We start from the raw sequence: 26,316 nt of genomic DNA on the forward strand, positions 1-26,316 counted from the left end.
TGATTTCATGCTATAATTGGATTAGTTTAACAAAGGGAGTAATTAAGAATGAAGGTTAAGATGAATGTACAAACAGCTTATCATGGTGATCTCCTTCGTGCAGGAAAAACGTATGTTGTTGATAAGGAAACAGCAAAACGTTGGATTGCCAGTAAACTAGCAATTAGAGTAGAGGATAACGAAAAATAAGAGTAGAGGCTGGGACATCATTAGCCAAGAACAAGCTAAAGCGGGTTTTATTATCGTATTTTGATGATCGAACCCGCTTTTGTGTGGGTTGTTCTTAAGATATGGATACGGCAGCTGAGTGAAACGAAAGCTGTCTGACTAAAGCCGTACCCGCAGATAGCAGGCAGGCATCTGCAGTGTAAGTCACCCTAAGTGTATAGGATAAATGTCAGACAGTTCTTATCATTAGAAGATTCGCCTTACCAGGGTTTTGTCCCAGCCTATACTTTTACTTTGATAAATATAAAAGCCGAATCACCTAGATAGAGGCGATACAGCATATATAAGTAATCAATCGGATTGCTACTTGTTTGCAAAAAATGCTTCTGCTTTTTCTAGGAAAACTTCCTGTTCTTCCGTTATATCATATTCTTCTTCAATTGCATCTACTGGGCAAACTGCTTTGCAGGCACCACAATCAATGCAAATATCAGGATCGATGTAAAATTGATCAGGGCCTTCTTCTATACAATCAACAGGGCAAACACTTACGCATTCACCTGACTTTTCACTTTGACATGGATCTAAGATTACAAATGCCATCTAGTTTAACCTCCTTATCTCTTTAAAAACAAGTCTTGTCCACTTCTTATTTAATGATACATGACGTATGCATTGCAAGTAAACAGCTTAGAGATAATTCAGTCTATAGATAAATCTCGACACCAAGACCAAATGGAATACCTAAAAATACAAATAACAGTAATAATACGATCCAGGTTAGTAAGAAACAGATTGAATATGGTAACATAAGGGCAATTAATGTACCGATACCCGCTTTTTTATCGTATTCACGCATAAAGGAAAGTACGATAATAATATATGGATTCATCGGTGTAATAATATTTGTTGAAGAATCTGCAATACGATATGCTGCCTGAATAAACGCTGGGTGATAATCCAAGAAATAGAACATCTTAATAAATATAGGCGCCTCTAGCGCCCATTGTGCAGACCCGCTGAAAATAAATAAATAAATAAATTCAGTACCGCTGTTAATATCACAAAGCCAATAACGACCGTAATCCCTGTGAATCCGATGGACTCAAGAAAATTAGCACCGCTGACAGCTATCCATGATCCAATATTTGACCACTCAAAATAAGCAATAAATTGCGCCGCAGCAAAAATGAGTACGATAAAACCAGACATATCTTTCATCGCTTCCCCCATATATTTTCCGATGTCCCTTGAGCTTGTAATATTTTTTACGGTTACACCATATGCAACTCCAGCGATAATAAATAAAATTAAAATTAGTGGGATAATTCCATTTAAAAATGGAGAAGGCACAATACTTCCATCTTCACTACGAAGTGGGGAGTTTGATAAAAATAGTACAATTAAAATAAGGGCTATATAGGCAATGCTGGCAATTGCTGCATTTTTCAACCCCTTAATTTCCATTGGTTTGGCTGCTTCAAATTCCTTCTTCAATTCCCCTTCATAATTGCCTAAACGAGGTTCTACGATTTTTTCAGTCACAATTGCTCCGATAATAGATAAAACAACGACGGGCGCAATCATGAAATACCAGTTATCAACCGGCGTTACAACGATGTTTTTCATCTAATGTTTTCATAACTTCAGTGGAAATACCTGATAACAATGCATCGGTTCCTGTCACCATAAAGTTGGCAGTAAAACCAGCACCTATCCCAGCAAACCCTGCAGCTAAACCGGCTAACGGATGTCGACCTATATTATAGAAGACCATTGCTGCCAGCGGAGGTACAATAACAAACGCAGCATCCGAAGCAATATTTCCAAGGATGCCTGTAAAAATAACAGCATAGGTTACGAATGCAGGTGGGGCTTTTAATATCGTACTTTTAATCCCCGTTTCTAATATTCCAACTTTATCGGCTAATCCAATTCCCAACATCGTTGCTAAACAATACCAAGTGGTGCAAAACCTACAAAGTTATCCAACATAGATGTGAGGATATACTCTAAACCTTCTTCAGATACTAAACTCTTGATGGCTACTTCCTGTCCATCTCCAGGCTGGGTAAATGTCACGTCAAACCATGAGATGATCCAAGATAGTAAAATGACAATTCCGGCTAAACTGATAAACAGTATAAATGGATCAGGCAGCTTATTTCCAACCCGCTCAATTCTATTTAAAAAGCTAGTCATAAATGATTTCTGCTTCTTTGCTGCCATTCTTTCCATCCTTTCCAAATCATTTATTGCTGTGATTTGTCTGTATAATGTTCGTTAGTGCTTCCACAGCAACTGGCAATACATCTTCTTGAAAATCAAACGAAGGATGATGATGTGGAAAATCTAAAGGTGTACCAAACAGCATATAGGTGGCTAACCCGTTATTTGCTTGAACACGATTCATCATAAAACTTGCATCTTCGGATCCAGAAACAAGAGCTACAGGCCAAACCTGTTCAATATACTTACCTTTATCACAGGCTATTTCAATGGAAGATATAAGTTCGTTGCTACCTTTTAGTTGTTCTGTTTGACCAACAGCTTCTATTTGATATTCTACCCCTTGCATCATCGCTGAAGCCTTAATAATGCGTTTAGCTTCATTTTGCATATAGGAATTCATTTCTTCTGTTTCACCACGTGTCTCGATTTCCAAATAAGCATCAGCAGGTATGATGTTTCGCCCACTACCTGCCATCATTTTCCCTACATTTATCCTGGTAATTCCACCGCTGTGACGGGAAATTCCATATAAGCTGGAAACAGCAGACGATGCTGCTAGTAAGGCATTCTTGCCGAGTTCTGGTTTCATGCCAGCATGAGAGGATACACCTTTAAATGTTACATTTAATTTTGAAGATGCTAAAAATCCATCTACTGTTGCTGCAACTGTTCCTACCGGCAACGATTCGATTCCAATATGGCCCGAATAAAAATAATCGACATCATCAAGCCAGCCATTTGCTGTAATCGCCTTCGCTCCCCTGCCTCCTTCTTCAGCAGGCTGGAACAGTAAGGTGAATTTACCACATAACCGTTCGTGGTAATCCGAAATGAAAGATGCTACACCTAGACCAATGGTCATGTGGCCATCATGTCCACATGCATGCATTACTTGCTCATTTAAGGAAATAAAGCCTTGTTGATGAGGGAAATGGGAAGTTTCTCTAGTTTCTTGGATTGGGAGTGCATCTATATCAAATCGTAAGGCTACATGATCTCCGGGCCTCCCTGTATTCCAGGTTGCGATTACTCCTGTCATACCACCTTGCATACGATCAAGAATGTCTTTTTCTACCCCATGCTTGATTGCCTTTGATTCATAAAATTGAAGCTCTTTTGATGATGGGATACCAAGCCGTGCTTCTTGTTTCATAACATCTTTTCCAATATGGATGGTAAACCCTAACCGCTCTAATTCCTTAGCCAATTTATAGCTCGTGACATATTCGGTAAACCCTAATTCTGGATATTGATGAAAATCACGGCGCCATTGTATGAGCTGAGGTGTTATGCTTTCAATAAATCCCTTCATTAGCTATCACCCGTTGCTAACGCATTTAACGTATCAAGAGCAACTTGTACGAACATTGAAGTTCCAAGTGGCAATGCACGTTCATCTAATTGGAAATGAGCATCATGAAGGGGTGCCTGTTCATCAGCATTTTCTATTTGGGTTCCTAGCCAAATAAATGCACCAGGATATTTTTCTAAAAATCTACTAAAATCTTCACCCGCTAAAGAAGGATTCACTTCTGGTGTTTCTCCTTGAACGCGAGCTGCAGAAGTTCGAGCAAGCCTTGCCCATTTTGGTGTATTAATGGTAGCTGGATACCCATCTAAATAAGTAATATCTGCCTTTGCTTCAAAGGTTTCTGCGACTTGATTGGTAATCGTAAAGAACCGTTCCTTTAATCGTTTACGAATATGGGGAGCATAGCTACGAATTGATCCTTGTAGTGTTACTTGATTCGGAATGATATTCGGTGCTTCTCCACCCTCGATTGTTCCAATGGTAACAACAGATGCTTCTAATGGATCTAAACTTCTGCTCACAATCGTTTGCAAACTTGTAATTAAATGGCCTGCCGCAACCATCACATCATTGGTTTGATGTGGCATGCTTGCATGTCCACCTTTTCCTGTTAAGATGATTTTAAAGCGATCGGAAGCTCCCATCATTTCTTTATCGCGGATACCAATCTGTCCTACTGGTAGGTCTGGCCATACATGCTGTCCATAAATAATATCTGGTGTATACTCATGAAACACCCCATCATCTAACATGACCTTCGAGCCACCAACAGGAGAATCCTCTTCAGCAGGTTGAAAGACTAATAGAACTGTCCCATGTAATGATTCCCGCATCTGTTGGAGGACATAACCCGCCCCTAACAACATAGCAGTATGAGCATCATGTCCACATGCATGCATAATCCCTGCATGTTTTGAAGTGAAATCGTGATTATTTAACTCTTGTATTGGCAGAGCATCCATATCAGCTCGCAAGGCTACTGTCTTTCCCGGATGCTTTCCTTCAATAATTCCTAACACACCATATTTAGCAAAACCAGCTTGAAAGGTTACTCCATACGTTTTCAGTTTTTCTTGTATAAAACGGGAAGTTTCCGCTTCTTGGTTGCTTAATTCTGGGTTTTGGTGTAAATGACGGCGCATTTGAATAACGTCATCTTGGATATGATGTAAAAGACTTTCTCTTATGCTCGCCACTGTTTCATTCCTCCCTGTATTTTGCGACATTATTCTAAAAACTTTATTACACAAAAGTATACCGAAAAATTCAGACAATGTATATTATTTTAGGAAAATTTATAAATATGAATTGATTACCAATTACGGTTTTAAATTTGTAAAATGCGGGAATTCCATAATTATCACTAGATAAAGATAAAGGAGTTTTAATAATGAAAACATATACGGTAACACCAAATGTAGATGCAACAGGATGGTTCGTAAAGTTAGAGGATGTAGCTCCGGAAGAGTTATATGATGCAAAAGATGAAGCGATTAGCGAAGCAACACGAATGGCGAAAGAAAACAGTCCTAGTAAGGTTACAATATTGGATAAATTCCACAATATTGTCGAAGAAACAAGATATTAAATAGAAAAAACGTGTCAGATTTAATCTGACACGTTTTTTATTTATTTTTAAATTTTGCAAGTTGTTCGGCAAGGGCATTGTTACTGAACCCTTCATCTTGTTTCTTCAAATACTTATTGACTTCCTTTCGGGAAACATTATGTTTCTTTTCTTTATCTTTACGTGCTTGAAACGTTGATAATTTTTCACGATGCCCACATTTACACATGAAGATTTGTCCATCTCCTTCACCACGTAGCTCAAGGCGTTTATGGCAATTCGGACAACGTGCATTTGTTTGTTTAGCAATGTTTTTCTTATGGCCACAGGAACGATCCTGACAAACAAGCATTCTTCCTTTTTTGTTTGCAATTTCTAACATCAACTTTCCGCATTCTGGACATTTTGTTCCAGTCATATTATCATGCTTGAATTTTTCCTGACTCGATTTAATTTGCTGAACTACTTGCTTCGTATAACCTTTAATTTCAGACATGAACTGGTTTTTGTTTAATTTGCCATCTGCAATTTTTGTCAATTTATCTTCCCATTCTGCTGTTAATGCTGGAGAACGCAATTCTTCTGGAACCAAGTCGAGTAATTGCCTTCCAGTCGATGTAATAAAAATGTACTTTCCTTTCATTTCCATATACATGTTATTAAATAATTTCTCAATAATATCAGCTCTGGTTGCTACTGTACCGATTCCACCCGATTTGTTTAACGTGTTTGCATGTTTTTTGTCATTTGAACTCAAGTAACGTACAGGATTTTCCATTGCCTGTAACAGCGAGCCCTCGGTAAAACGTTCTGGTGGTTTCGTTTCACCAGCTGTTATGGTATACGTTATATTTGAAAGGGTTTGACCTGTTTCTAAAGCAGGTAACTGTTGATCATCTTCTGCTTCCCCCTCATCAAAACGATGATTATAAACTTCTTTCCAACCTTGTTTTTGAATGACTTTTCCTCTAGCTGTAAACTGTTCTCCCTCTGTTTCTGCATAGATGGTTGTTTGTTCATATTCAAATGGATCAGACAATACAGCTAGAAAACGTTTCACTACTAAATCATAAATTTTCCGCTCTTTATCATTTAAATCAGCAAGCACAACATTTTCTTCTGTTGGAATAATTGCATGGTGATCCGATACTTTGGAGTTATCCACAACCGATTTTGTTAAATTTAAATCTTTGTTTAGAATTTTATACGCTGTACGAGCGTATTGATCGACACCACAAGCTTTGACACGATCCTTCAACGTAGAAACAATATCGGTTGAAAGGACCCGTGAATCGGTTCTCGGGTATGTTAAAACCTTATGTTGTTCATATAACTTCTGCATGATCGATAAAGTCTGTTTCCCAGAAAAATGAAACATACGGTTTGCATCACGCTGCAATTCTGTTAAATCATAAAGTTGAGGGGCTGATTTTTTCTTGTGTTTTTTATCAATATGTTTAATTGTCAGTGGTTGATTGTTCACTTTCTGTTCGATTGTTTGTGCTGCTTCTTTGGAAAATATTCGTTTATTATTTTTATTATCTTGCCAAGTTAACGAAAAGCCTCGATTTGTTCTGGCAGCTATTCCATAATACTTCTTTGGAATAAAGGATTTGATTTCCTCTTCTCTTGCCGCTATCATCCCAAGGGTTGGCGTTTGTACTCGGCCAGTAGATAATTGGGCATTATATTTCGTCGTCAATGCCCTTGTAGCATTTAAACCTACATACCAATCGGCTTCTGAACGTGCAACCGCTGATGCATAAAGGTTTTCAAACTTCGTACCTGACTTTAATTGATGAAAGCCATCACGAATGGCTTTATCCGTAACAGAGGAAATCCATAAGCGTTTAACCGGCTTATGAACACGTGCTTTTTCCAAAATCCAACGGGCAACAAGCTCTCCTTCTCTTCCTGCATCTGTGGCGATAACGATTTGATTCACATCACTACGATGAAGCTGTGTCTTAACAACATTAAATTGCTTGCCGGTTTTCTTAATTACCGATAGTTTTAGATTAGACGGAAGCATAGGCAAGTCTTCAAGCTTCCATGTCTTGTATTTATTATCATATACTTCAGGGTCTGCTAATGTAACAAGATGACCTAACGCCCAGGTTACGATATATTGGGAACCTTCCATAAAACCATTGCCTTTTTTATTACACTTTAAAACTCGAGCAATATCACGGCCAACGGAAGGCTTCTCAGCTAAAACAACTATTTTACTCATCTTTAAAATCCTTTCTTAAAAGACCTATCCTTTATCTTATCACATTTCACCTTCCGTTTCAGATTAAAGCAGCTAAACTAACTCATGATAAAAAGTTGGATACGCACAACAAATATAAAATAACCATACAATACCTTAGAAATAGATAAAGGAATTGGTGCCATGCTTTTTTATACTGGTTTAATTTTTTTAGTTATTGCAGTTAGCTTAGACGGGTTTGGAGTAGGTATAACTTATGGCATGCGAAATATTCGTGTACCATTAAATGCATTACTTATTATTATGCTTTGCTCAGGTATTATCGTTTTGCTGTCAATGACGATTGGAAATATGTTAACTTCCATTCTTTCTCCAAATATTGCTGGGATGCTTGGTGGAAGCATATTAATTATACTAGGGAGCTTTGCGTTATTTAATTTGATCACTCCCAGAAAAGAAATAGAAGAGAAAGATACCAATCAAAATATTTTGTCCACTGTTCTATCTACTCCAGATAAAGCTGACTTAGATCGCTCTGGTGTTATTTCTCCAACCGAGGCAATCCTGCTAGGTTCGGCATTAGCGCTTGATGCATTCGGTGCTGGAATTGGCGCCTCTATGTTAGGCTATGGGGCATTTTTAACAGCTGGTTTAATTGCAATAATGAGTGGTACATTTCTATTTTGTGGATTAAAAGCAGGGATATGGTTAGCTAAAAGCAGACAATTACAACGAATGACGTTTCTTCCGCCACTTCTATTAATTGCTTTGGGAATAACTAGCCTATTCCACTAAGAGTGCGAATATAATGGGAAACACAATGTAAGGAACACTGGGTTTCCCTTTCACTCTAAATTATAAGGATTTTATTAACCCGCCATCAACAATTAGTGACTGCCCAGTAATATACGTATTGGAAGCTGAAGCTAAAAACAGGATTGCTTTTGCAAATTCTTCTGGTCTTCCATAACGTTTCATTGGTATTTGGGCCTCTGCTTTGTTCATTACTTCTTCTTCTGATACCCCTAGCTTTCCAGCTTGTTTTCGATTTAAATCAAGAATTCGGTCTGTCTTTACTGAACCAGGCCCCACAGTATTGATTAATATATTGTCCTGGCTTAGTTCCTGAGCCAATGTCTTAGATAATCCGACAATACCTGGACGCATTGTATTTGAAAGCACCAAATTATCTAAGGCTTGCTTAATTGATGACGATGCAACATTGACAATATGACCGGCTTGCTGCTGTTGCATTTGTGGTACTACCGCTCTAATCGTTCGTATAAAACTAAGTAAGTTTAATTCAAAGGCGTGATACCAATCTTCATCGTTCATTTCTAAAAAACTTCCTGCTGGAGGTCCTCCTGCATTATTAATTAACACATCAATTGTTTTCCGTTGGTCTAAAATAGAGTGAATCATTTGCTTAATCGCTTGAGGATCTTTCATATCACAAACAACATAAGAAACGGAATTATTACCCGTCTTCTGTTTGATCTCTTTCACTGCCTGCTTGAGATTTGTTTCATTACGACTGCTAATATAGACAACTGCTCTCTCTTCAGCAAACGCTGTAGCAATAGCTTTCCCCAAACCTTTACTCCCAGCTGTTACAATGACTGTTTTATCTTGTAACTGCATATCCATGTAATCATCTCCTTCTACATATAAAAACCCGAAATGACTTTCCCTTCATCCATTATAAAGGAAGTATTTCGAGTTAACTATTTAAAAGTTTGAATCTTATCGTTAATTAGAATAAAGAGACGATCCAACCAATTACGACAATTGCTCCAATAATCATTAAAATCGTACGTATCATCTTTCTCATCCTTTCGTTTTATCCGTGTTAGTTGAATACCCCTAATACACCCATAAGAAACATTTCATTTCGTTATCAAACATTAAAATTCCATACCTTCTTGACATTTCAAACAGTATATGAGAATATAATAAGGTTAATAAACCGAAGTAACAGATAAGTGATCTGGCATTCTACAATGTTTTTGAAGATGCTTATTCACACTGGCGCGACTTCGGGGTCGCAAGGACGTAAGAGCAGGTAGGGCTTACGTTGCTTAAGTTAGAGGACATCCAGTGGAACATATACCGCGGTTAAAGTGAAATTCGAAATAAAAATCATCGAAGATGAAACAAAGAGAAATATGGCATGCTGCATATTTCATACAGTTTAATTAATTTTAACATTGGATAATAAGAATTTCCCACCCGATGAACATTTATCGGGAGTAAAAATAAAAGGAGTAAAAGCTTTATCCAGCTTTTACTCTCAATAAAATGAAAAACTTATGTGTTACTTTAAAAACAAAGGGGTACTCTTAAGATGAGTATCCCTTTTCCAATACATATAGAAAGAAGGTAATGTAATTGAAACATTTAATCGGAACTACCCAAACGATGATCGTTGATCGAATTATTGATACAGGCTATGTACTAACATTTGAAATGGATGAAGTTCTTTTGCATTACAATGAAGCAAAGAATGAATTAAGACCGAATCAAGAAGTAAATGTTTTTTTATACATGGACAAAAAAGGAAAGGTTGTTGCCACTTCCTATTTGCCTAATGTCAAGATGGATGAGTACGGTTGGGGACAAGTCAAAAACGTCCTCCCTAATCTTGGTGTTTTTGTTGACATTGGTACGACAAAAGAAATCCTCGTTTCTAAGGATGATCTTCCTTTATTTGAGGAAGTTTGGCCACAAATGGATGATCGTCTTTTTGTCACATTAGGCAAAGACAGGAAAGGACGACTACTAGCAATACCAGCATCAGAAGGGGTAATGGCAAGAATGGTGGAATTAGCACCTGATTCGCTCTTAAATACTACCATACAAGGAACCGTATACCATACAAGCAGAGAAGGGTCTGCAGTTATTACGAATCAAGAATACCGTGGGTTTATTCATCATACCGAGCGAAAAGAGGAACCGCGTTTAGGGGAACAAGTTACTGGCAGAGTAATTGAAGTTAAATCTGACGGCACATTAAATATTTCACTTCGGCCATTAAAACAGCACAGTATGTATGAAGATGCAGAAGTCATTTTACAACACTTAGAAGCCAATAATGGTGTTATTCCGTTTAGTGATAAGAGTGATTCAGATGATATACGAGGAACGTTTCAAATAAGCAAAGCTGCTTTTAAACGAGCCTTGGGTAAGCTAATGAAAGAAGGAAAAGTGGAGCAGAAACAAGGTAATACCTATCTAATTCAGTAATAAACATTAAAAAAGAGCGGATATATTATCCGCTCTTTTATGCTTTCGCATTCGCAAAAGAATCTGTTAAAGCTGTAATAATCAAGCCAATTGCAGCGGCAAATAATGATGCAATACCCCAGCCACCAAAACCAGCTCCCATAATGTCTACCTTGCCAGCCATCGTAGCTAACACTAGAAACACAATTCCTGCTGTAGCAACAACGAAACCAGGGAAGTAGGCAACATAGCTTTTCTTCGATGTTGCTTTAATAAGAACGAAACTAAGCGCAATAAGAATGGCTGCTAAAATTGCTCCAATTGTAAGTACTGGTTGAACCATTGTTTTCACCTCATACAATAAATATATTGCTTAGTATAGTCTACAATTGAACGGGAGTAAAGTCAATTATAGAAATGGATTTTCCGGTTGCGTTTACATAACCTATATGCCGCATTTCTATCTATATATTTTCTCCCTTAGTGTCTACATATGGCAAAGGGTTATACAGGTTCATGTTTCAACCAGTAAGGCACTAGGCTGTCTCAAGAATCTGATGCATACTTTCAATATAGTGTAATTGTTGATCCTTCCCGTTAACTAAAATCGAATGTGTTAAATAGTTTCCATTTCCTGTTTTTATACCATTTAAAAATAGATTGGCTGTTATTCCTGTCGCGGCAAATATGCATTCATCTGTTTGAACCAATTGCGAATGGGATAAGGCTTCATTCGGGTTCGTTATTCCCATTTCCAAACAACGTTCGATCTCTGTCTCATTTCTTGGTATCAGCTTCGCTTGCATCTCACCGCCAAGGCACCTAACTGCAACGGCACCTAATACCCCCTCAGGAGCACCACCAATTCCAAAAAACATATCAATATTTAAATCTTCCATACAAGTAGATGTTGCATAGATTACGTCTCCATCATTGAATAAATGTACATTCGCACCAATATCTCGGATTTCATCAATGTACTCTTGATGTCTAGGACGTTGCTGAATGAATACCGTTAAGTCACTAATCTTTTTATTTTGAGCTTTAGCCACTGCTATCATATTATCTTCCAAAGACGCTTCAATATTAATTTTCCCTTTTGCTCTTGGACCAACTGCTAACTTCTTCATATACATATCTGGTGCGTGAAGCAGCGTACCTTTTGGCGCAGCTGCAATAACAGTAATTGCGTTTGGTTGGCCATTGACCGTCGGGGTAGTTCCTTCAATGGGATCGACAGCAATATCAATTGCTGGCCCCCCCCTCCCTGTGCCAACATTTTCTCCGATATACAGCATTGGAGCCTCATCAATCTCCCCTTCACCAATGACGATGGTGCCTTGCATATTCATCGCATTTAATTGTCTTCTCATCGCCGTCGTTGCGGCATCATCAGCAGCAATTTTATCCCCACTACCAACCCAGGGCTTCGATGCAATTGCAGCTAATTCGGTAACTTTTAAGAAATCGAATAATAAAGCTTCCATCAAATGAAACCTCCCATTTAACTACACTGATTACCTGCAGCTGCTTCTTGATAATGATCACGCAAAAATTTATTTTCATTTTCTATAATTTTATCAACTTTTCGTTTTGATCCGTTTGCCCATTCTGCATTTAGATAGGACTCAACCACCTTCTTACCAAGTTCAACACCAATAATTTGAGCGCCCATGGTAAGAATTTGAGCATTATTACTTAATTGAGCTCGTTCTGCTGAATACGTGTCATGAGCAAGCGCTGCCCTTATACCCGGGTATTTATTTGCTGCTATACATACACCAATGCCCGTTCCACATATTAAAATACCACGATCCAAATCCCCCTCACTAATCGCCTTCGAAACATCAAAAGCAACATCTGGATAATCCACTGCATTGCAGGAATGACAACCATAATCAACCACTTCACGCTCTGTACTTGATATGAATTCTTTAATCGCCTCTTTTAATTCAAATCCGTTATGGTCACTGCCAATCCCTATCTTCATGTTGAACATCCTCCCTATTTATTTTTTCATTTTAAATTAATTTACAACAAAAAACAACTTTAATACTTTCGTTTTTAATCGTTTTTTTTCGTTTAGTTGGATTTGGACGAAAAAAAGAATCAGAAAAAAATCTCTGACCCTATTTTTTTCATTTCCTATTGTTTTCTCTTCTATTCATAATAATGTTTAACTTACTTTTGCTTTTCTTTCTTCAATAAAACTTAAGAAGGTCGCAAGTATGAAGTATACAGAAGTTGCCCCTGGATCTTGTGCACCAACAGAACGTTCACCTAAGCGACTTGAACGTCCTTTCTTTGAGATAAGCTTTTTCGTTGACTCCATCCCCTTTTTTGCATCGTTAACCGCAATTTGAAAAGCGGTCAGGAAATCTTGCGTGTCTGCAAATTGGGATGTCAATGATTCGGCAAATGGTTCCAGCGTATCCACCATTGTCTTATCGCCTACTTCTGCTTCCCCTCGCTCTTTAATTCCATTTGCAAAAGCTACCCAATATGCTGTAAGATCATTATCATGTAGTGTATTTTTATTTTTCAACGTTTTTGCCCCTCGCATAAAGCCGGTTGCATACAGCGGTCCGACAGATGATCCAACCGCACTTAAAAATGTCTTCCCAACAACAAGACTTATTTTCGCAGGGTCTTCTTCGTCAACCAACTCATTTACGAGCTTTTCATTTACAGCTTGCCAGCCAATAGACATCGTAACACCATGATCTCCGTCACCAATTTTACGATCAAGTTCACATAAATAATCCTTTTCTTCTTCAACCATATTTACAATTAAGTGGAAATAATCCTTTAAATCTCTAGATGTTAGCTCCATTATTTGATCCTCCTATTAGGATTTTATTTTTGAACAAACATTGGACAATTCACAGGATGATCAATCGTCTGTTTTAATTCCTCATCTAGCTTCATTACCGTAACTGAACATCCACCCATCTCTAAAGATGTAATATAATCCCCGACATAGGAACGATATACGACGATCCCGCGTTCAGCTAGTAATTGTTCAACTCTTCGATAAATGAGATATAATTCCATTCGTGGTGTGGAACCTAAACCATTTACTAAAACAGCTACTTGCTCCCCTTGATTAATTGGCATATCTTCCAATATATCTTTCACTAAACGCTCGGCAACATGATCAGCGGTTTCTAATGGCCCTTTTTCTATACCAGGTTCTCCATGATGACCCAATCCAATCTCCATCTCATTTTCACCTAATTCAAAACTGGGCTCTCCTGTTTGTGGTAAAGAGCATGGAGACAATCCTACTCCCATAGAACGCGTATTAGCATTTGCTTTTTCTGCCACTCGGATGACATTTTCTAAATCATAGCCAAATTCAGCTGCTGCACCAGCAGCTTTAAAGATAAACAGCTCTCCAGCAATTCCACGACGTTTCTCCTGCTCTTCTTTGGGAGCAGATGCTACGTCATCCGTAGCCAATGCTGCTTGCACTTGAATCTCCTCTTCTAGATCAGCCATTTCAGCCGCCATACCAAAATTCATTACATCACCTGCGTAATTCCCATATAAGTAAGCAACTCCTGCACCCTTATCAATTGCTTTTGTTACTTCTAAAATAGGATCTGGTGAGGGTGATGCAAAAATATTACCAACTGCTACACCATCTGCCATCCCTTCTCCAACATAACCCATAAAGCCTGGCTCATGCCCGGATCCGCCACCAATAAGGATACCAACTTTATCATCTCTTGTTTCCCTTACTGTGACGAGTGAACGTTGGTTTTCAGGTAATTGTTTGATATAATCCGGATGTGCTTTTACATATCCTTCTAGCATCTCTTCTACCACATTCGTTGGGTTATTTAACAGTTTCTTCATCGATGCACACCTCTCATTTAAATAGTTATAATTAAACGTGCAAATACTTCGCTATTATACTTTTCTATTTTTATGAAAAATCAATAATTTTACTATCTATAAGTTTATCATAATTGGTTTATATCCTGTATGGAGAGGTCAAATTTGGGCTCTCCATACAATACTATTATTCCATTACACAACAGAGTGTGCTTCCTCTTTATCTGAACCTTCCAATTGATCTTCTGGTAATTTCAAGAATTTAGTTGAAAATGCTGCCACAAAGTATAATGCAGCTAGTAACCACATTAATCCTTGTGTACCAATCAAGTCATAGAATAAAGTAACTAGAGCTGGACCAACAAACACGCATAATCCTGCCCCTAAATTCAAAATGGACATTGCCGCACCTTTATCCCCATCACCAACTAGAGAAGGAGTTAAAGCAGATAATGGGACAAAGCCAGCTAGACAAGCTCCCCATAACATACCAATTGTCCCAATTAAGAAAACGTTACCTGTAAATACCTGTGGTACGTAAAACATTAATAGCGTAAAGAACCCACAGCCAACAGCTCCAAACCACATAACCGTATTTCTCCAGCCTAATTTGTCGCCAACATAACCAAATATCAAGTTAAAAGCAATATTTGAAATAAAGATCGTTCCCCAAATATTTAACCATACCGTCGTTTCTATCCCTTGATCAGCTAAATAAATAGGTAAGAACAGTGGAAAAGCGTATTGAGAGGCTTGGTTAACAATCCTAACACAGCCAGCAATTGCCACTTTTGGTTCTCTTTTTAAAATGGTTATTCCGTTGATTAGCTCTTTAAATTTACTATCCGCACTATTCTTTTCTTCCAATTCAAATTTATCCCGGTTAACGATCAGTGCAAAGAACGCTCCTACCAGCACCCAAAACACTGCTGTCCACATCGTAGGAATATGTCCAATTGTATTAATTGCAAAACTAGAATAATAAGCACCTAACACACTTAGTCCACCAGTAAATACAAACCAGAACCAACCTACAGCTGTGCCTAATTGATGCTGTGGTGTTCGGTATGTTATCCAAACGAGAAACGCATATGCAAATAATGGATATCCAAACCCACGAATGGCATAGGTAGGTATCATTAATCCGTAATTAAGGTTTGGTATCGCTAAGCCAACAAATAGCACATGGCCAATTAAGTATAAGACTAACCCCGCTGTCATAGTCTTCCGTGGTCCAAATGCTTCTACTAAAACCCCAGATAACCAGGCAGCAATTGCGATTGTAACACCATAAGAAGTGGTAAGAAATGCAGCTTGCTGCACGGAAAGACCTTGGTCAACTAAATATGGACTAATCCAAGCTAATTCTAGTCCATCACCCATCATAAAGATAAGTACCCCAAAGTATCCCCACGCTAAGTTAGCAGGGATACCAATCTTATCTAAAAATGTTTGGTTATTTAAATTTGGCATAACTTTCTCCCCCCTTTTGTCATGGAATCATTAAGGTTTTAATATAATCTTTAACGATTGCTCACCTTTCTTCATTAGTTCAAACCCTTCTTCAAACGCTTCTAAAGGTAATTGATGTGTTACAACACCACTAGTTGGAAAGTCTCCATTTGAAATTCCTTCAATGACAAGTGGATAACAATACGGTCCAAGATGTGACCCTAATAAATCAAGCTCTTTTCGGTCACTTATAATACTCCAGTCAACGGATACCGGTTCTCCAAACACACTGAACTCTACAAATCTACCAAGCTTACGAATCGCATGAAGTCCTTGTTCCACTGACTTAGGATGCCCAGTCGCTTCAATATAGATATCACATCCATACCCCTCGGTCATCTCTTTAATTGCTTTCACGACATCTGTTTTACTAGGATTCAATACGACATCTGCCCCAAATTGTTTTGCTAATTCAAGCCGATCTTCTTTCATATCTAAAACAACTAATTTTTTCGGACCAGCCTTCTTTATTGCTCCTACCATCCCAAGCCCTAACGTACCTGCACCTGATAATACAACGATATCCCCTAATTGCACTTGAGCCCGTTGAACAGCATGGAGACTACAAGCATATGGTTCAATCAAAATCGCATCTTCAATTGGTAAATCTTCAGGTACTTTATAATTAATAGCTTCTTTCGTAAACTTCATGTATTCAGCCATACCACCGTTTACATTATTCTGAAATCCGTATAAATCATGTTTCTCACACATCCAATATTGACCACGGTTACAGAAACGGCACTCCCAGCATGGGACAATTTGCTCTGATATCACACGATCACCAATGTTAAAGTCGGTTACTGCATCTCCTTTTTGGACAACATGCCCAATAAATTCATGCCCTGGTATCATCGGTGCTTTTATATAAGCTGGTTGTGTTTCATCACCCCAAAAACTAGGTGCACCGTCATATGCTTTGATATCACCAGCACATATTCCGCAAGCTTCCACCTTGATGATAACTTCTTTGTCATTTTCTAATTTTGGTGTTTCCACTTGCTCCTCAAATTTATAATTTTTTGGGCTATATGCAACAATAGCCTTCATATGTTCAGGTATTTCTTGCTGTTTCACAGCATGTTTCTCCACTGCTTTTTCCATACTTCCATCTCCCTTTAAATCAAATTTTTGGAGTATAAGACATCATTGGAATGATTGAAAACTTTGAAATCGTTTTCAATTTCTAGTTCTATGTTATCATTCATTTTCACATTGTCAATATTATTTTTTGATTTTTTTCGATTTCAATTATTTTGTTTAATTTATATTAAAAACGACAGAAAACAAAAACATAATTGAATTTATATTGATAAATGCAGTGAAATACAATAAGATGAATGTAGAATAAATATAAGGGTGAAACTTCATGAAAATGTTTGCTAGTGAGCGAAGAAGTAAAATTATTGATCTTCTTCATGAAAGGAAGCGAATTACAGTTAAAGAAATCGCTTCCCAAATCGGGGTATCTGAGGCAACGTTACGAACAGACTTGAATAAAATGGAGAACGATGGGTTGTTAACAAGAACGCATGGTGGGGCAGTAATTAATGAAGATAAAGAAAATGATACAAGCTTTAATGTAAGACAAAAAAAGAATAAAAAAGAGAAAATACAAATTTCAAAAAGAGCACTAGATTTAATAGAAGAAAAACAATGTATCTTACTTGATGCAAGTTCTACCGCTCTGGAATTGGCTCGATTATTAAATTCCACCTCGTTACGGTTAACTGTTGTCACAAGCGGCCTGCAAACAGCGATCGAGTTAAAAGATAATCCGGATATCACTGTGATATTAATTGGTGGTGTCGTTACCAAAAAATCAACATCAATTGAAGGTACTTTAGGAATTGATATTCTTGATTATGTAAATATTGATATTATGTTTACGTCTGCAAATGGATTTTCCTTGGAAAACGGACTAGAGGACTTTAACTTATATGAAGTTCAAATTAAAAAAGAGATCGTAAAACGTGCCTCCAAGGTAATAGCATTGGTCGATTCTTCTAAGATTGGTAAATCATCCAGTGCTGTATTTGCCAAATTTGGTCAAATTGACCGGTTAATCACAGATCAACCAATTGAGTCGCCATTTCTAAACAAGTTAGATGCACATCATATTGATACTATTATTACGAATGAGACTTGAATAGTGGGATAACAAAGCCCACTACTTTTTTGATGAATATTATCTGATTATTTAAAAACTCTCTAACCGATAGTGCTATTTAAAAATTGGTATTCCTTTCTGATATTGATTTCTGCTTCAACGGTCACTTCCAAAAAGGAATGATCTCTATGAATTTAAACACACCTTTTTAATTACTTAAAGAGGATTTACATGGAATACAATTTAGAGTAGGACAAATCCCTTGCTTATGAATGAGCGCCAGTTCACATCAATATAAATACAATCTCACCTATTGTTATTCTTACAGAGTTAGGAAAAAAGGGATGGACAGGGGAAAAAGCGAAAAAAGAAATAGAATTTAATTACAGGAGAACAAATTGTCATGGATGGTGGCGTTACCATTAAATAAGCTTCTCCCATTTCATACGAATTGACAAATGCTTTTCGTATTTGAATAATAGAAGGAACAAGCAATGATTAAACAAGCAAAGGAGAAGTCCATGAACTATAAAATTCTATTCCTCGATATTGATGGTACCATCTTAAAGCCAGACCATACATATACACCCTCTACAAAAGAGGCAATTAAGCAAGTACAACAACAAGGGTTACTTGTGTTTCTATGCACAGGAAGACCACTTCATGAAGTCAATGATTTAGCGCATGAATTGGGAGTTGATGCATACATTGGTTATAATGGCTCCTATGCCGTGTATCAAGATACACCGCTTGTCAATGAACCGATGAAACGTAATACTTTAGAGGAATTTCTATCAATTGCCAGCAAGCATCAACATGAACTTGTATGTTATACAACGAAAAAAAATTATTTTACTTCCTTATCCAGTCCAGCTACCAAAGACTTCATAGAAGTTTTTCAGCTAAAACAAAATGAAAAACTCACAGATGATTCACTTGACCATATTCTCGGGGCTACCATAATGAATGTCAGCCCTGAACAAGTGCAATGGTATGAAGCGATTGAGGAAGATATTCACTTATCTGGAGTCAATGTAAATGGAGTTTCTAACTGTTATGATATTATTCGCGACAGCGTAAATAAAGGAGAAACTGTGAAGAAAGTGCTTGATCACCTTCAGCTATACAAAGAACAAGCGATTGCTTTCGGAGATGGGATGAACGATAAAGAAATGCTGCAAACAGTTGGTGAAGGATTCATTATGGAAAATGGCGATCCTCAACTTTTCCCATATGCCAAACATCAAACGACTTCTGTTGATAATTCAGGTATCTTTAATGGCCTGAAAAAGCTAGGGTTAGTGAAATAAAAAGAGAAAGGTTAGCTAAAGAGCTAACCTTTCAGGCTGTCGAGAACGTATTTGACAGTCTTTTCTAATGGGTGCTAATGTCGTCACCACCCTTCCCCTGGGCAATACGTAAGCCACCGTTCTGTGGGACGAAAACTACGAGACTCCTGTAGAATAACGAGCGAGCCAAGACCCCGCAGCGTGAGTTTCGCGAGGAGACTTGGGCGTTCGCCCACGGAAAGCGAGTGGTTTTCTCCCCGGCGAGACTAAAAAAAGCTTGCAAAAAAACATCTGATTTCACTACAAGCTCTGAAAGGTTAGCAATGAAGCTAACCTTTCTATTTACAAGAAAAACCCGCCATAAATAAGTGCCCCACCGATGACAAATGCTGGGTGTAATTTTACCCGTTCAATTAACAAATAACTAACCACTGTTAGAATGACTGTCTGCCATAAGCCGATACCTTCATAGGATTCACTAAAGAAGCGCCAAGCCATTACTCCTAATAAAATACCAATAACCGGCCGTATATAGAGCGTCATTCGCTTTACTTTCGGTGAGTTTTTATATTTATAAAGTATTCCTAATAAGACAATAATTAATAGTAGGGACGGGGCAACAGTAGCAAAAACACCTATGGCAGCACCCGGAATCCCCGCAACATCATAACCAATGTAACCAGCCATCTTTGTAGCGATTGGTCCTGGCAGTGAATTTCCCAGTGCAAGCACTTCACTGAATTCCTGAACATTCATCCAGCCGTAGCGTGTAACCACTTCATTTTCTACCAGAGGAATAGAAGCCGGCCCACCGCCGTAGCCTAAAATTCCTGGTATGAAAAAGGCCAGAAATATTTCCCAGTAGATCATTAAGAATCACCTTCCCTTTCGGTGACTGCCGTATCTTGCTCAGGATTTTTATCTTTTTTAATAAGCGCTAAGATTAATAATGTTGCTATGATAATTCCTGGATGTATTTGCAGAAATTGCAGCAAAATGAACACAACTAGCAACAAGATACCTGTTTGTACCCATCCCATCCCTTTTCCTGCTTTTTGGACGAATTGCCAAGTTAACGTAGCAAGCATAACTGCAACAACAGGTATTACCGCTGCCGTCATTCCTTGTACCCAGTCATATTCTTTAATAGATGACAAGGAAGATAATAAAATAATCATAAGGACAACCGTTGGAAAAATCGTTGCTAAAACAGCATTGATCATTCCCCATATACCAGATACACGATACCCAATATAACCAGCAAGTTTTGTAGCAATTGGTCCTGGCAATGTATTGCCTAATGCTAATAAATCACCAAATTCCTCTTCACTCATCCATTTGTATTTATCGACTACTTCTTTGTGAACCAGCGGTATGGAACTGGGTCCACCACCATATCCCAACATACCAACCCGAAAGAACGCAATAAAGATATTCCAATGTGTTTTCATATGTCACGTACCTCTTCTAAGTTGTTATTTTTATTTACCAAGCCGCTACCGTGCCATCTGTACGAGATTCTGTTCCTCCAACGAGGACACCTGTATCAGGATCCCTCCAAATAACCTGCCCTCTTCCAAAGCTATTCGGTTCTAATTGGATGCGAATATCATGTCCTTTTTTGGCTAAATCCATTGCGATATGATGTGGGAAACGGTGTTCTACTTCCACTTGTTTATCTTTCATCCACTGCCAACGAGGTGCATCTAATGCTGCTTGTGGGTTTAAATGAAAATCAATCGTATTCATGATGACTTGCACATGTCCTTGCGGCTGCATAAAACCACCCATAACTCCAAATGGGCCAATCGGTTGCGTATCTTTCGTTAAAAATCCAGGAATAATGGTATGATACGTTCGTTTATTTCCTGCTAATACATTGACATGATTCGGATCCAAAGAGAAATTATGACCACGATTCTGCAACGCAATACCAGTTCCCGGTACTACAAGACCAGATCCAAATCCCATATAATTACTTTGGATAAATGAAACCATATTCCCCTCATTATCTGCAGTAGCTAAATAGACGGTACCGCTTAATGAAGGTTCACCCGCTTCTGGCTGCATGGCTGCATCACCAATCAAGCTTCTTCGGTCATTTCCATAAGTTTCACTTAGCAATTCTTCTGCTGAACGTTTCATATACCTTTCCTCTGTTACATGTTCTTGCCCGTCAGAAAATGCCAATTTAATCGCTTCGATTTGTTTATGGTATGTATCTACTGAATCTTTGGCTGTGAAATGAAAACCTTTTAAAATAGTTAAAGCTTGTAAAGCAACAATTCCTTGGCCATTAGGTGGAATTTCCCATACGTCATAACCATGATAGTTGACTTTGATCGGACTCACCCAATCCGGCTGATAGGATGCTAAATCATCCAGATCTAAAAATCCACCATTTGCCTGGGAGAAGTTACTTATTTTCTCAGCCAATTCTCCACGATAGAAAGATTCTGCACCTGTTTCTGCAATTTCCTGCAATGTCTTTGCATGATTAGGCGAGCTCCAAATTTCTCCAGGTTCTGGTGCACGATCATTTGGTGCAAACGTTTGAAACCACTCACGGAACATATCATCTGTTAATTGCGCTTTAAACACATCGTAAGCCTTCTTCCAGAACTTGCTTAATGTTGGTGACACAGGAAATCCATCTTGTGCATAGAGAATGGCAGGCTTTAGCACCTCTTGTAAAGGAAGTTTTCCAAATTGCTTCGAGAGTTCTGCCCAAGCTCCTGGTGCACCTGGGACCGTAACTGGAATCCAGCCATATTTTGGAATTGCTTGATGTCCAGCTTCTTTTACTGCATCGATTGATATTGCTTTTGGAGATCTACCACTAGCATTTAAGCCATGTAGATTTCCCTTCGTCCACACCAAAGCAAATGCGTCCCCACCTATTCCATTTGAAGTAGGTTCTACAACTGTTAAACAAGCTGCTGTTGCAATGGCGGCATCAATTGCATTACCTCCTTGTTTCAAAATAGCAAGACCTGCTTGTGAAGCAAGTGGCTGAGATGTTGCAACCATACCGTTTTTCGCATATGTTGCTTGCCTTGGAGCAGCATATGGGTACGTCTGTGAATTAAAAAATTCCATGTAAGTCATACTCCCCTTCTCTTATCATTGACCGAGTGAATCTTCTCCTGTTTTCTTTCTGTTTTTCATATTATTATAAATTCCATATCCCATTGAAATAATAGAAAGCACAATTAATACTGCAGATAGTGGGCGTGTCAAAAATAAAGATAAATCAGCACTTACAGATATAGCCTGTCGTAAATTTTCTTCAATCATCGGGCCTAATATAATACCTAAAATAAACGGGGCTAGCGGGAACTTGTTGGCTTTCATCCAAAACCCGATTATCCCAAAAAACAATAGAACCCAAACATCAAAGATTCGATTGTTTACTGCATAGCTACCTAAGACACATAATAGTAAAACAATGGGAACTAATAGGTGATGCGGTATTTGATTAATTTTCATAAATGCTTTGATTCCAAAACTTTGTACAACCAACATTAAAATGGCTGCTAAGAAAAATGAAATAAATATTCCATATACCAAGACTGGTTGATTCTGCATTAATAATGGTCCTGGTTGAATTCCATGTATCAATAAGGCACCTAACATCATTGCTGTGACCGCATCTCCCGGAATTCCAAATGATAGCATTGGAACAAGTGAACCACCGATAGATGAATTATTTGCAGATTCAGCAGCAATTAAGCCATCTTTGTTCCCTTTTCCAAACTCATGCGACTGCTTTGAAAACTTTTTAGCAATATCATAACTTAATATATTAGCAATACTACCACCTGCAGCAGGCAGAATACCTACCAATGTACCAACAAGACTCGAACGCACAACATTAACTCCAGATTTCCATAAATCGCGTATTGTTTTAAAAATGGGATAAGAAATCGGTGCAGTACTGTCTAATGTTAATTGATTCGGTGGTTTCCGGATATCGTCCATTAACTGAGAAAAGGCAAATATCCCTATTAGTACCGGTAAGAAGTTAAAACCTGCCATCAGTTCTGTAAACCCAAATGTAAAGCGCGATACTGCAGTAAGCGGGTCAGAGCCAACCAGGGCAAACATAATACCTAAGCTTCCTGAAATTAATCCCTTTAACATCGACCCTTCACTTAAACTAGCTATAGCACTGATTCCAAATAACATTAATGCAAACATTTCCCATGGGCCAAATTCTAATGCCCACTCTGCTAATATCGGTGCAGTAAAAATCAAGATGATTCCAGAAATAATGGAGCCTATAAAGGAAGACCATAAACCAATGGCTAGTGCTTTACCTGGCTGACCGTTTTTAACCATCGGATATCCATCAAACGTTGTTGCCATCGCGGATGGTGTCCCCGGAATTCCTAATAAACAGGCGGTTATTAAGCCTCCTGAACTGCCACCAACCTGTACCCCCATCATCAGCGCAATCCCATTCACTGGTTCCATTCCAAAGCTAAACGGTAACGTCAAAGCTACCCCCATCGTTATAGTGAACCCAGGTATACTCCCTACTATAATACCAGCAATGACCCCAATGAATAAAATAAGGATGGTTTTTACATTTAAAATTGCTTCAAAACTTAATAGTATTGATTCCATTTACACGATGCTCCTTTAAAAGAACATTCCAGGAGGTAGAAACACGGATAATGCCTGTTGAAATATTACATATAACAGCAAAATTAACCCGATCATCCCTAAAATGACTAATCCTAATTTATTTTTAGTTGGTGCAAGTACTATGTATAAACTGATCAGGAATAATACAGATGCAATAAAATATCCAATATATGGCAAAAGAAAAACATAGCCTGCAAATAATCCGAAGGTTGCCACCACTTTTTTATTCCGTTTAATCACTTTACGAATAGCTACTTTCTCCATTCTTTTTTCTTTTGTCATACGATACATGCTTATAATCAGCAAACAAATACTTAAAATCGCTAATACAGAAATAACGATCGTTGGGAAAAAGTCTGCTTCTGTTTTCCCAAGACCTTGAATGGGTATTTGTGTTGACCCGAAATAGGCAAACCCACTAAATGCTAACAAGATAATCGCGTTTATAAAATCACGTTTAGCATTTGCCAATGCACAACCTCCTAGTTATCTAGTAATCCACTTTTTTCTAGTGAATCTTTCATATCTTCTTCACTTTTTTTTAAGAATTCAATATATGCTTCTGTACCTTTAAAGTTAACCTCCGTACCTAATGAAGCTATTTTTTCTTTAAATGACGGACTATTTGCAACTTTCTCCAATGCTTCATTTAATTTTGAAACAATTGCTTCTGGTGTATCTTTCGGTACAACAATTCCCCTGTTCGCTGCGTTTATTACATCAATTCCTTGTTCCTTTAATGTAGGAACTTCTGGCAGTTCTGGACTTCGCTCCTCCCCTGTATAGCCTAATAATTTCATTCGTTCATCTTCCATATAATCTTTTCCTGCTGCGATCGAAACGCTTCCTAAACTGACATCATTAGCAACAACTGCTTTCATTCGTTTTGCCGTACCATCATACCCGACAATATTAAATTGAATATCTGCTGCAGTTTGAATTAGCGCTGGTTCTAGTTGTGATGTAGAGCCAATAGATGCTGCATAGGTAATCTCTCCAGGTTTTGCTTTCGCATCTTGGACAACGTCTTCCATTGAATCCCAGGGGTTAGATGGATTAGTTGCAACAAGCTGATATGTAGAAGTCATTAAAGAAACAGGCTCAAAATCAAAGTATCCAAAATCAGATTGTCCGGTTAATTGCGACATCGCTACCGAATCATGGATGGCAAGTAAGGTATATCCATCATTGTTTGCTTGCATTGCTTGTTGTGCCCCAATCACACCACTTCCACCAGCAACATTTTTTACAACAACACTTTGGCCAAGTTCCTTTTCTAATTCTTCAGCGACGATGCGATTAATTGCATCTGTATCCCCACCAGCATCCCAAGGCACGACGAGTTGAATATCCTTTGAAGGATAATTTGCAGCTGCTTCTTCTCCACTTCCGCTACTTGGGGAACTACATGCAGTTAATAGAAATAAACCAACTAGAGCGATTATACAAGTCAAACGACTGTACATTTTATTTCCTCCTTTTATTTTTCAGTAATTTCATACTTTTGTTAAATTAGTTAATATAATAATAAACAATTATACAGCTGTCAATATATTTTTCTGACATAAATAAACCTAAATAAAAATTATTCTTCCTATTGAAATTATAAAGGGATATTTTTCTTACTTTATGTTGCTGTTTACATTTTCAGTATCATCTAGTTTTTCTTACCAAGATATTCTGGTAAACTAGATTTAGCTTGAAAATAAATGTAGGAGCCGAAAACGATGAAACTTGATAACATTGATAAGAAGCTGTTAGAAGAACTTGCTGAAGACGGCCGTTTATCCTATGTCGAACTGGCAGAAAAAGTTGGTTTGTCTCGTGTGGCTGTAAAAGATCGCATTCAAAATTTAAAGGAAAAAGGTGTCATTGAGAAGTTTACGGTTGTTATCAACTCAGAGAAATTCGGAAAACAAGTATCTGCTTTTTTCGAAGTAGATGTAGAACCGATGCAGTTGCAGGAAGTTGCTCAGAACCTGGCTGATCACCCCCAAGTTGCTAGTATCTACCAAATGACTGGTCCAAGTACCCTGCATATGCATGTCCTGGTAGAGGATTTTCAGAAATTAGAAGTTTTTATAAATGAGGAGTTATACTCAGTAGAAGGAATTACTCGAGTTGAAAGCTCCATTATTCTGAAACGCTTTAAGAGTCGAACTGGATTTAAGCTATAAAATAAGCACGTAATGAATGATTTAT

The 26,316-nt window shown here is 38.0% G+C and carries 25 protein-coding genes and 1 pseudogene; 7 read left to right on the forward strand and 19 right to left on the reverse strand.

Annotated features, from left to right (window positions below):
- The first annotated feature begins 48 nt into the window (after positions 1–48).
- Positions 49–189, forward strand: coding sequence for a hypothetical protein (locus tag JKP73_RS01655; protein ID WP_187370449.1), 141 nt, complete (start codon positions 49–51; stop codon positions 187–189).
- Between the two features lie 342 nt (positions 190–531).
- On the opposite strand, the gene JKP73_RS01660 is transcribed toward JKP73_RS01655, so the two are convergent.
- From JKP73_RS01660 to JKP73_RS01675, 4 genes and pseudogenes are all read right to left on the reverse strand, one after another.
- The gene (locus JKP73_RS01660) at positions 532–771 is read right to left on the reverse strand and encodes a ferredoxin family protein (protein ID WP_021289194.1); all 240 of its coding nucleotides are present in this window, start codon (positions 769–771) and stop codon (positions 532–534) included.
- A gap of 103 nt (positions 772–874) precedes the next feature.
- Positions 875–2,397 (reverse strand): annotated as a pseudogene (locus tag JKP73_RS01665) (AbgT family transporter).
- Positions 2,398–2,416: 19 nt separating this feature from the next.
- Complete coding sequence (locus JKP73_RS01670; protein ID WP_200410823.1) at positions 2,417–3,712, reverse strand: amidohydrolase; 1,296 nt, start codon at positions 3,710–3,712, stop codon at positions 2,417–2,419.
- Positions 3,712–4,908: a M20 metallopeptidase family protein gene (locus JKP73_RS01675; protein ID WP_234447036.1), complete on the reverse strand. Its 1,197-nt coding sequence runs from the start codon at positions 4,906–4,908 to the stop codon at positions 3,712–3,714. Before JKP73_RS01675 ends, JKP73_RS01670 begins: the two co-directional genes overlap by 1 nt.
- Before the next feature lie 194 nt (positions 4,909–5,102).
- On the opposite strand from JKP73_RS01675, the gene JKP73_RS01680 reads away from it, so the two are divergent.
- Entirely contained in the window at positions 5,103–5,300 is a 198-nt protein-coding gene (locus tag JKP73_RS01680; RefSeq protein WP_021289197.1) for a DUF2188 domain-containing protein, read from the forward strand.
- Positions 5,301–5,337: 37 nt separating this feature from the next.
- Here JKP73_RS01680 and JKP73_RS01685 read toward each other — a convergent pair whose 3' ends face one another.
- The gene (locus JKP73_RS01685) at positions 5,338–7,512 is read right to left on the reverse strand and encodes a DNA topoisomerase III (protein WP_200410825.1); all 2,175 of its coding nucleotides are present in this window, start codon (positions 7,510–7,512) and stop codon (positions 5,338–5,340) included.
- 162 nt (positions 7,513–7,674) lie between these two features.
- Here JKP73_RS01685 and ytaF point away from each other — a divergent pair, with 162 nt between their 5' ends.
- Positions 7,675–8,286: a sporulation membrane protein YtaF gene (ytaF, locus tag JKP73_RS01690; RefSeq protein WP_038242877.1), complete on the forward strand. Its 612-nt coding sequence runs from the start codon at positions 7,675–7,677 to the stop codon at positions 8,284–8,286.
- Positions 8,287–8,346: 60 nt separating this feature from the next.
- Here ytaF and JKP73_RS01695 read toward each other — a convergent pair whose 3' ends face one another.
- Positions 8,347–9,138 carry an SDR family oxidoreductase gene (locus tag JKP73_RS01695; RefSeq protein WP_188943100.1) on the reverse strand — a complete coding sequence of 264 codons (792 nt, stop codon included), beginning with the start codon at positions 9,136–9,138 and terminating at the stop codon, positions 8,347–8,349.
- A 741-nt stretch (positions 9,139–9,879) separates the two neighbouring features.
- Between JKP73_RS01695 and JKP73_RS01700 the strand changes: the two genes are divergently transcribed.
- Positions 9,880–10,734 (forward strand): CvfB family protein, encoded by an 855-nt coding sequence (locus JKP73_RS01700; protein ID WP_021289201.1) that lies wholly within the window; start codon positions 9,880–9,882, stop codon positions 10,732–10,734.
- Positions 10,735–10,771: 37 nt separating this feature from the next.
- Here the strand turns inward: JKP73_RS01700 and JKP73_RS01705 are convergent, their stop codons facing one another.
- From JKP73_RS01705 to JKP73_RS01735, 7 genes are all read right to left on the reverse strand, one after another.
- On the reverse strand, positions 10,772–11,056 hold the full coding sequence (locus JKP73_RS01705) for a hypothetical protein (protein WP_021289202.1): 285 nt from the start codon (positions 11,054–11,056) through the stop codon (positions 10,772–10,774).
- Between the two features lie 193 nt (positions 11,057–11,249).
- Positions 11,250–12,200 (reverse strand): class II fructose-bisphosphatase, encoded by a 951-nt coding sequence (gene glpX / locus JKP73_RS01710; RefSeq protein ID WP_021289203.1) that lies wholly within the window; start codon positions 12,198–12,200, stop codon positions 11,250–11,252.
- Between the two features lie 17 nt (positions 12,201–12,217).
- A complete protein-coding gene (gene rpiB / locus JKP73_RS01715; protein WP_021289204.1) occupies positions 12,218–12,703 on the reverse strand; it encodes a ribose 5-phosphate isomerase B in 486 nt (161 codons plus the stop codon).
- Positions 12,704–12,889: 186 nt separating this feature from the next.
- The gene (gene dhaL / locus JKP73_RS01720) at positions 12,890–13,546 is read right to left on the reverse strand and encodes a dihydroxyacetone kinase subunit DhaL (protein WP_200410826.1); all 657 of its coding nucleotides are present in this window, start codon (positions 13,544–13,546) and stop codon (positions 12,890–12,892) included.
- Between the two features lie 23 nt (positions 13,547–13,569).
- Positions 13,570–14,574: a dihydroxyacetone kinase subunit DhaK gene (locus JKP73_RS01725; RefSeq protein WP_021289206.1), complete on the reverse strand. Its 1,005-nt coding sequence runs from the start codon at positions 14,572–14,574 to the stop codon at positions 13,570–13,572.
- Positions 14,575–14,748: 174 nt separating this feature from the next.
- Entirely contained in the window at positions 14,749–16,026 is a 1,278-nt protein-coding gene (locus JKP73_RS01730; protein ID WP_021289207.1) for an MFS transporter, read from the reverse strand.
- A gap of 30 nt (positions 16,027–16,056) precedes the next feature.
- A complete protein-coding gene (locus tag JKP73_RS01735; RefSeq protein WP_021289208.1) occupies positions 16,057–17,169 on the reverse strand; it encodes an MDR/zinc-dependent alcohol dehydrogenase-like family protein in 1,113 nt (370 codons plus the stop codon).
- Between the two features lie 265 nt (positions 17,170–17,434).
- Here JKP73_RS01735 and JKP73_RS01740 point away from each other — a divergent pair, with 265 nt between their 5' ends.
- Both JKP73_RS01740 and JKP73_RS01745 read left to right on the forward strand, forming a co-directional pair.
- A complete protein-coding gene (locus JKP73_RS01740) occupies positions 17,435–18,214 on the forward strand; it encodes a DeoR/GlpR family DNA-binding transcription regulator (RefSeq protein WP_038242871.1) in 780 nt (259 codons plus the stop codon).
- A 455-nt stretch (positions 18,215–18,669) separates the two neighbouring features.
- A complete protein-coding gene (locus tag JKP73_RS01745) occupies positions 18,670–19,485 on the forward strand; it encodes an HAD family hydrolase (protein WP_234447037.1) in 816 nt (271 codons plus the stop codon).
- Positions 19,486–19,806: 321 nt separating this feature from the next.
- Here JKP73_RS01745 and JKP73_RS01750 read toward each other — a convergent pair whose 3' ends face one another.
- Genes JKP73_RS01750 through JKP73_RS01775 form a run of 6 tightly spaced genes read right to left on the reverse strand, consistent with a single transcriptional unit; the run spans position 19,807 to position 25,580 of the window.
- Entirely contained in the window at positions 19,807–20,334 is a 528-nt protein-coding gene (locus tag JKP73_RS01750; RefSeq protein ID WP_021289211.1) for a chromate transporter, read from the reverse strand.
- Positions 20,334–20,915, reverse strand: coding sequence for a chromate transporter (locus tag JKP73_RS01755; protein WP_021289212.1), 582 nt, complete (start codon positions 20,913–20,915; stop codon positions 20,334–20,336). Before JKP73_RS01755 ends, JKP73_RS01750 begins: the two co-directional genes overlap by 1 nt.
- Positions 20,916–20,949: 34 nt before the next feature.
- A complete protein-coding gene (locus JKP73_RS01760; protein ID WP_038242869.1) occupies positions 20,950–22,563 on the reverse strand; it encodes a gamma-glutamyltransferase family protein in 1,614 nt (537 codons plus the stop codon).
- Positions 22,564–22,587: 24 nt separating this feature from the next.
- Positions 22,588–24,093, reverse strand: coding sequence for a tripartite tricarboxylate transporter permease (locus JKP73_RS01765; protein WP_021289214.1), 1,506 nt, complete (start codon positions 24,091–24,093; stop codon positions 22,588–22,590).
- A 15-nt stretch (positions 24,094–24,108) separates the two neighbouring features.
- Positions 24,109–24,585 carry a tripartite tricarboxylate transporter TctB family protein gene (locus tag JKP73_RS01770; RefSeq protein ID WP_021289215.1) on the reverse strand — a complete coding sequence of 159 codons (477 nt, stop codon included), beginning with the start codon at positions 24,583–24,585 and terminating at the stop codon, positions 24,109–24,111.
- An 11-nt stretch (positions 24,586–24,596) separates the two neighbouring features.
- Positions 24,597–25,580 (reverse strand): tripartite tricarboxylate transporter substrate binding protein, encoded by a 984-nt coding sequence (locus tag JKP73_RS01775; protein ID WP_021289216.1) that lies wholly within the window; start codon positions 25,578–25,580, stop codon positions 24,597–24,599.
- A 261-nt stretch (positions 25,581–25,841) separates the two neighbouring features.
- Between JKP73_RS01775 and JKP73_RS01780 the strand changes: the two genes are divergently transcribed.
- Positions 25,842–26,291: an Lrp/AsnC family transcriptional regulator gene (locus tag JKP73_RS01780; RefSeq protein ID WP_021289217.1), complete on the forward strand. Its 450-nt coding sequence runs from the start codon at positions 25,842–25,844 to the stop codon at positions 26,289–26,291.
- Positions 26,292–26,316 lie beyond the last annotated feature (25 nt).

Origin of the sequence: Virgibacillus salexigens (assembly GCF_014905415.1) — a bacterium.
Taxonomy (GTDB): Bacteria; Bacillota; Bacilli; order Bacillales; family Amphibacillaceae; genus Virgibacillus; species Virgibacillus salexigens.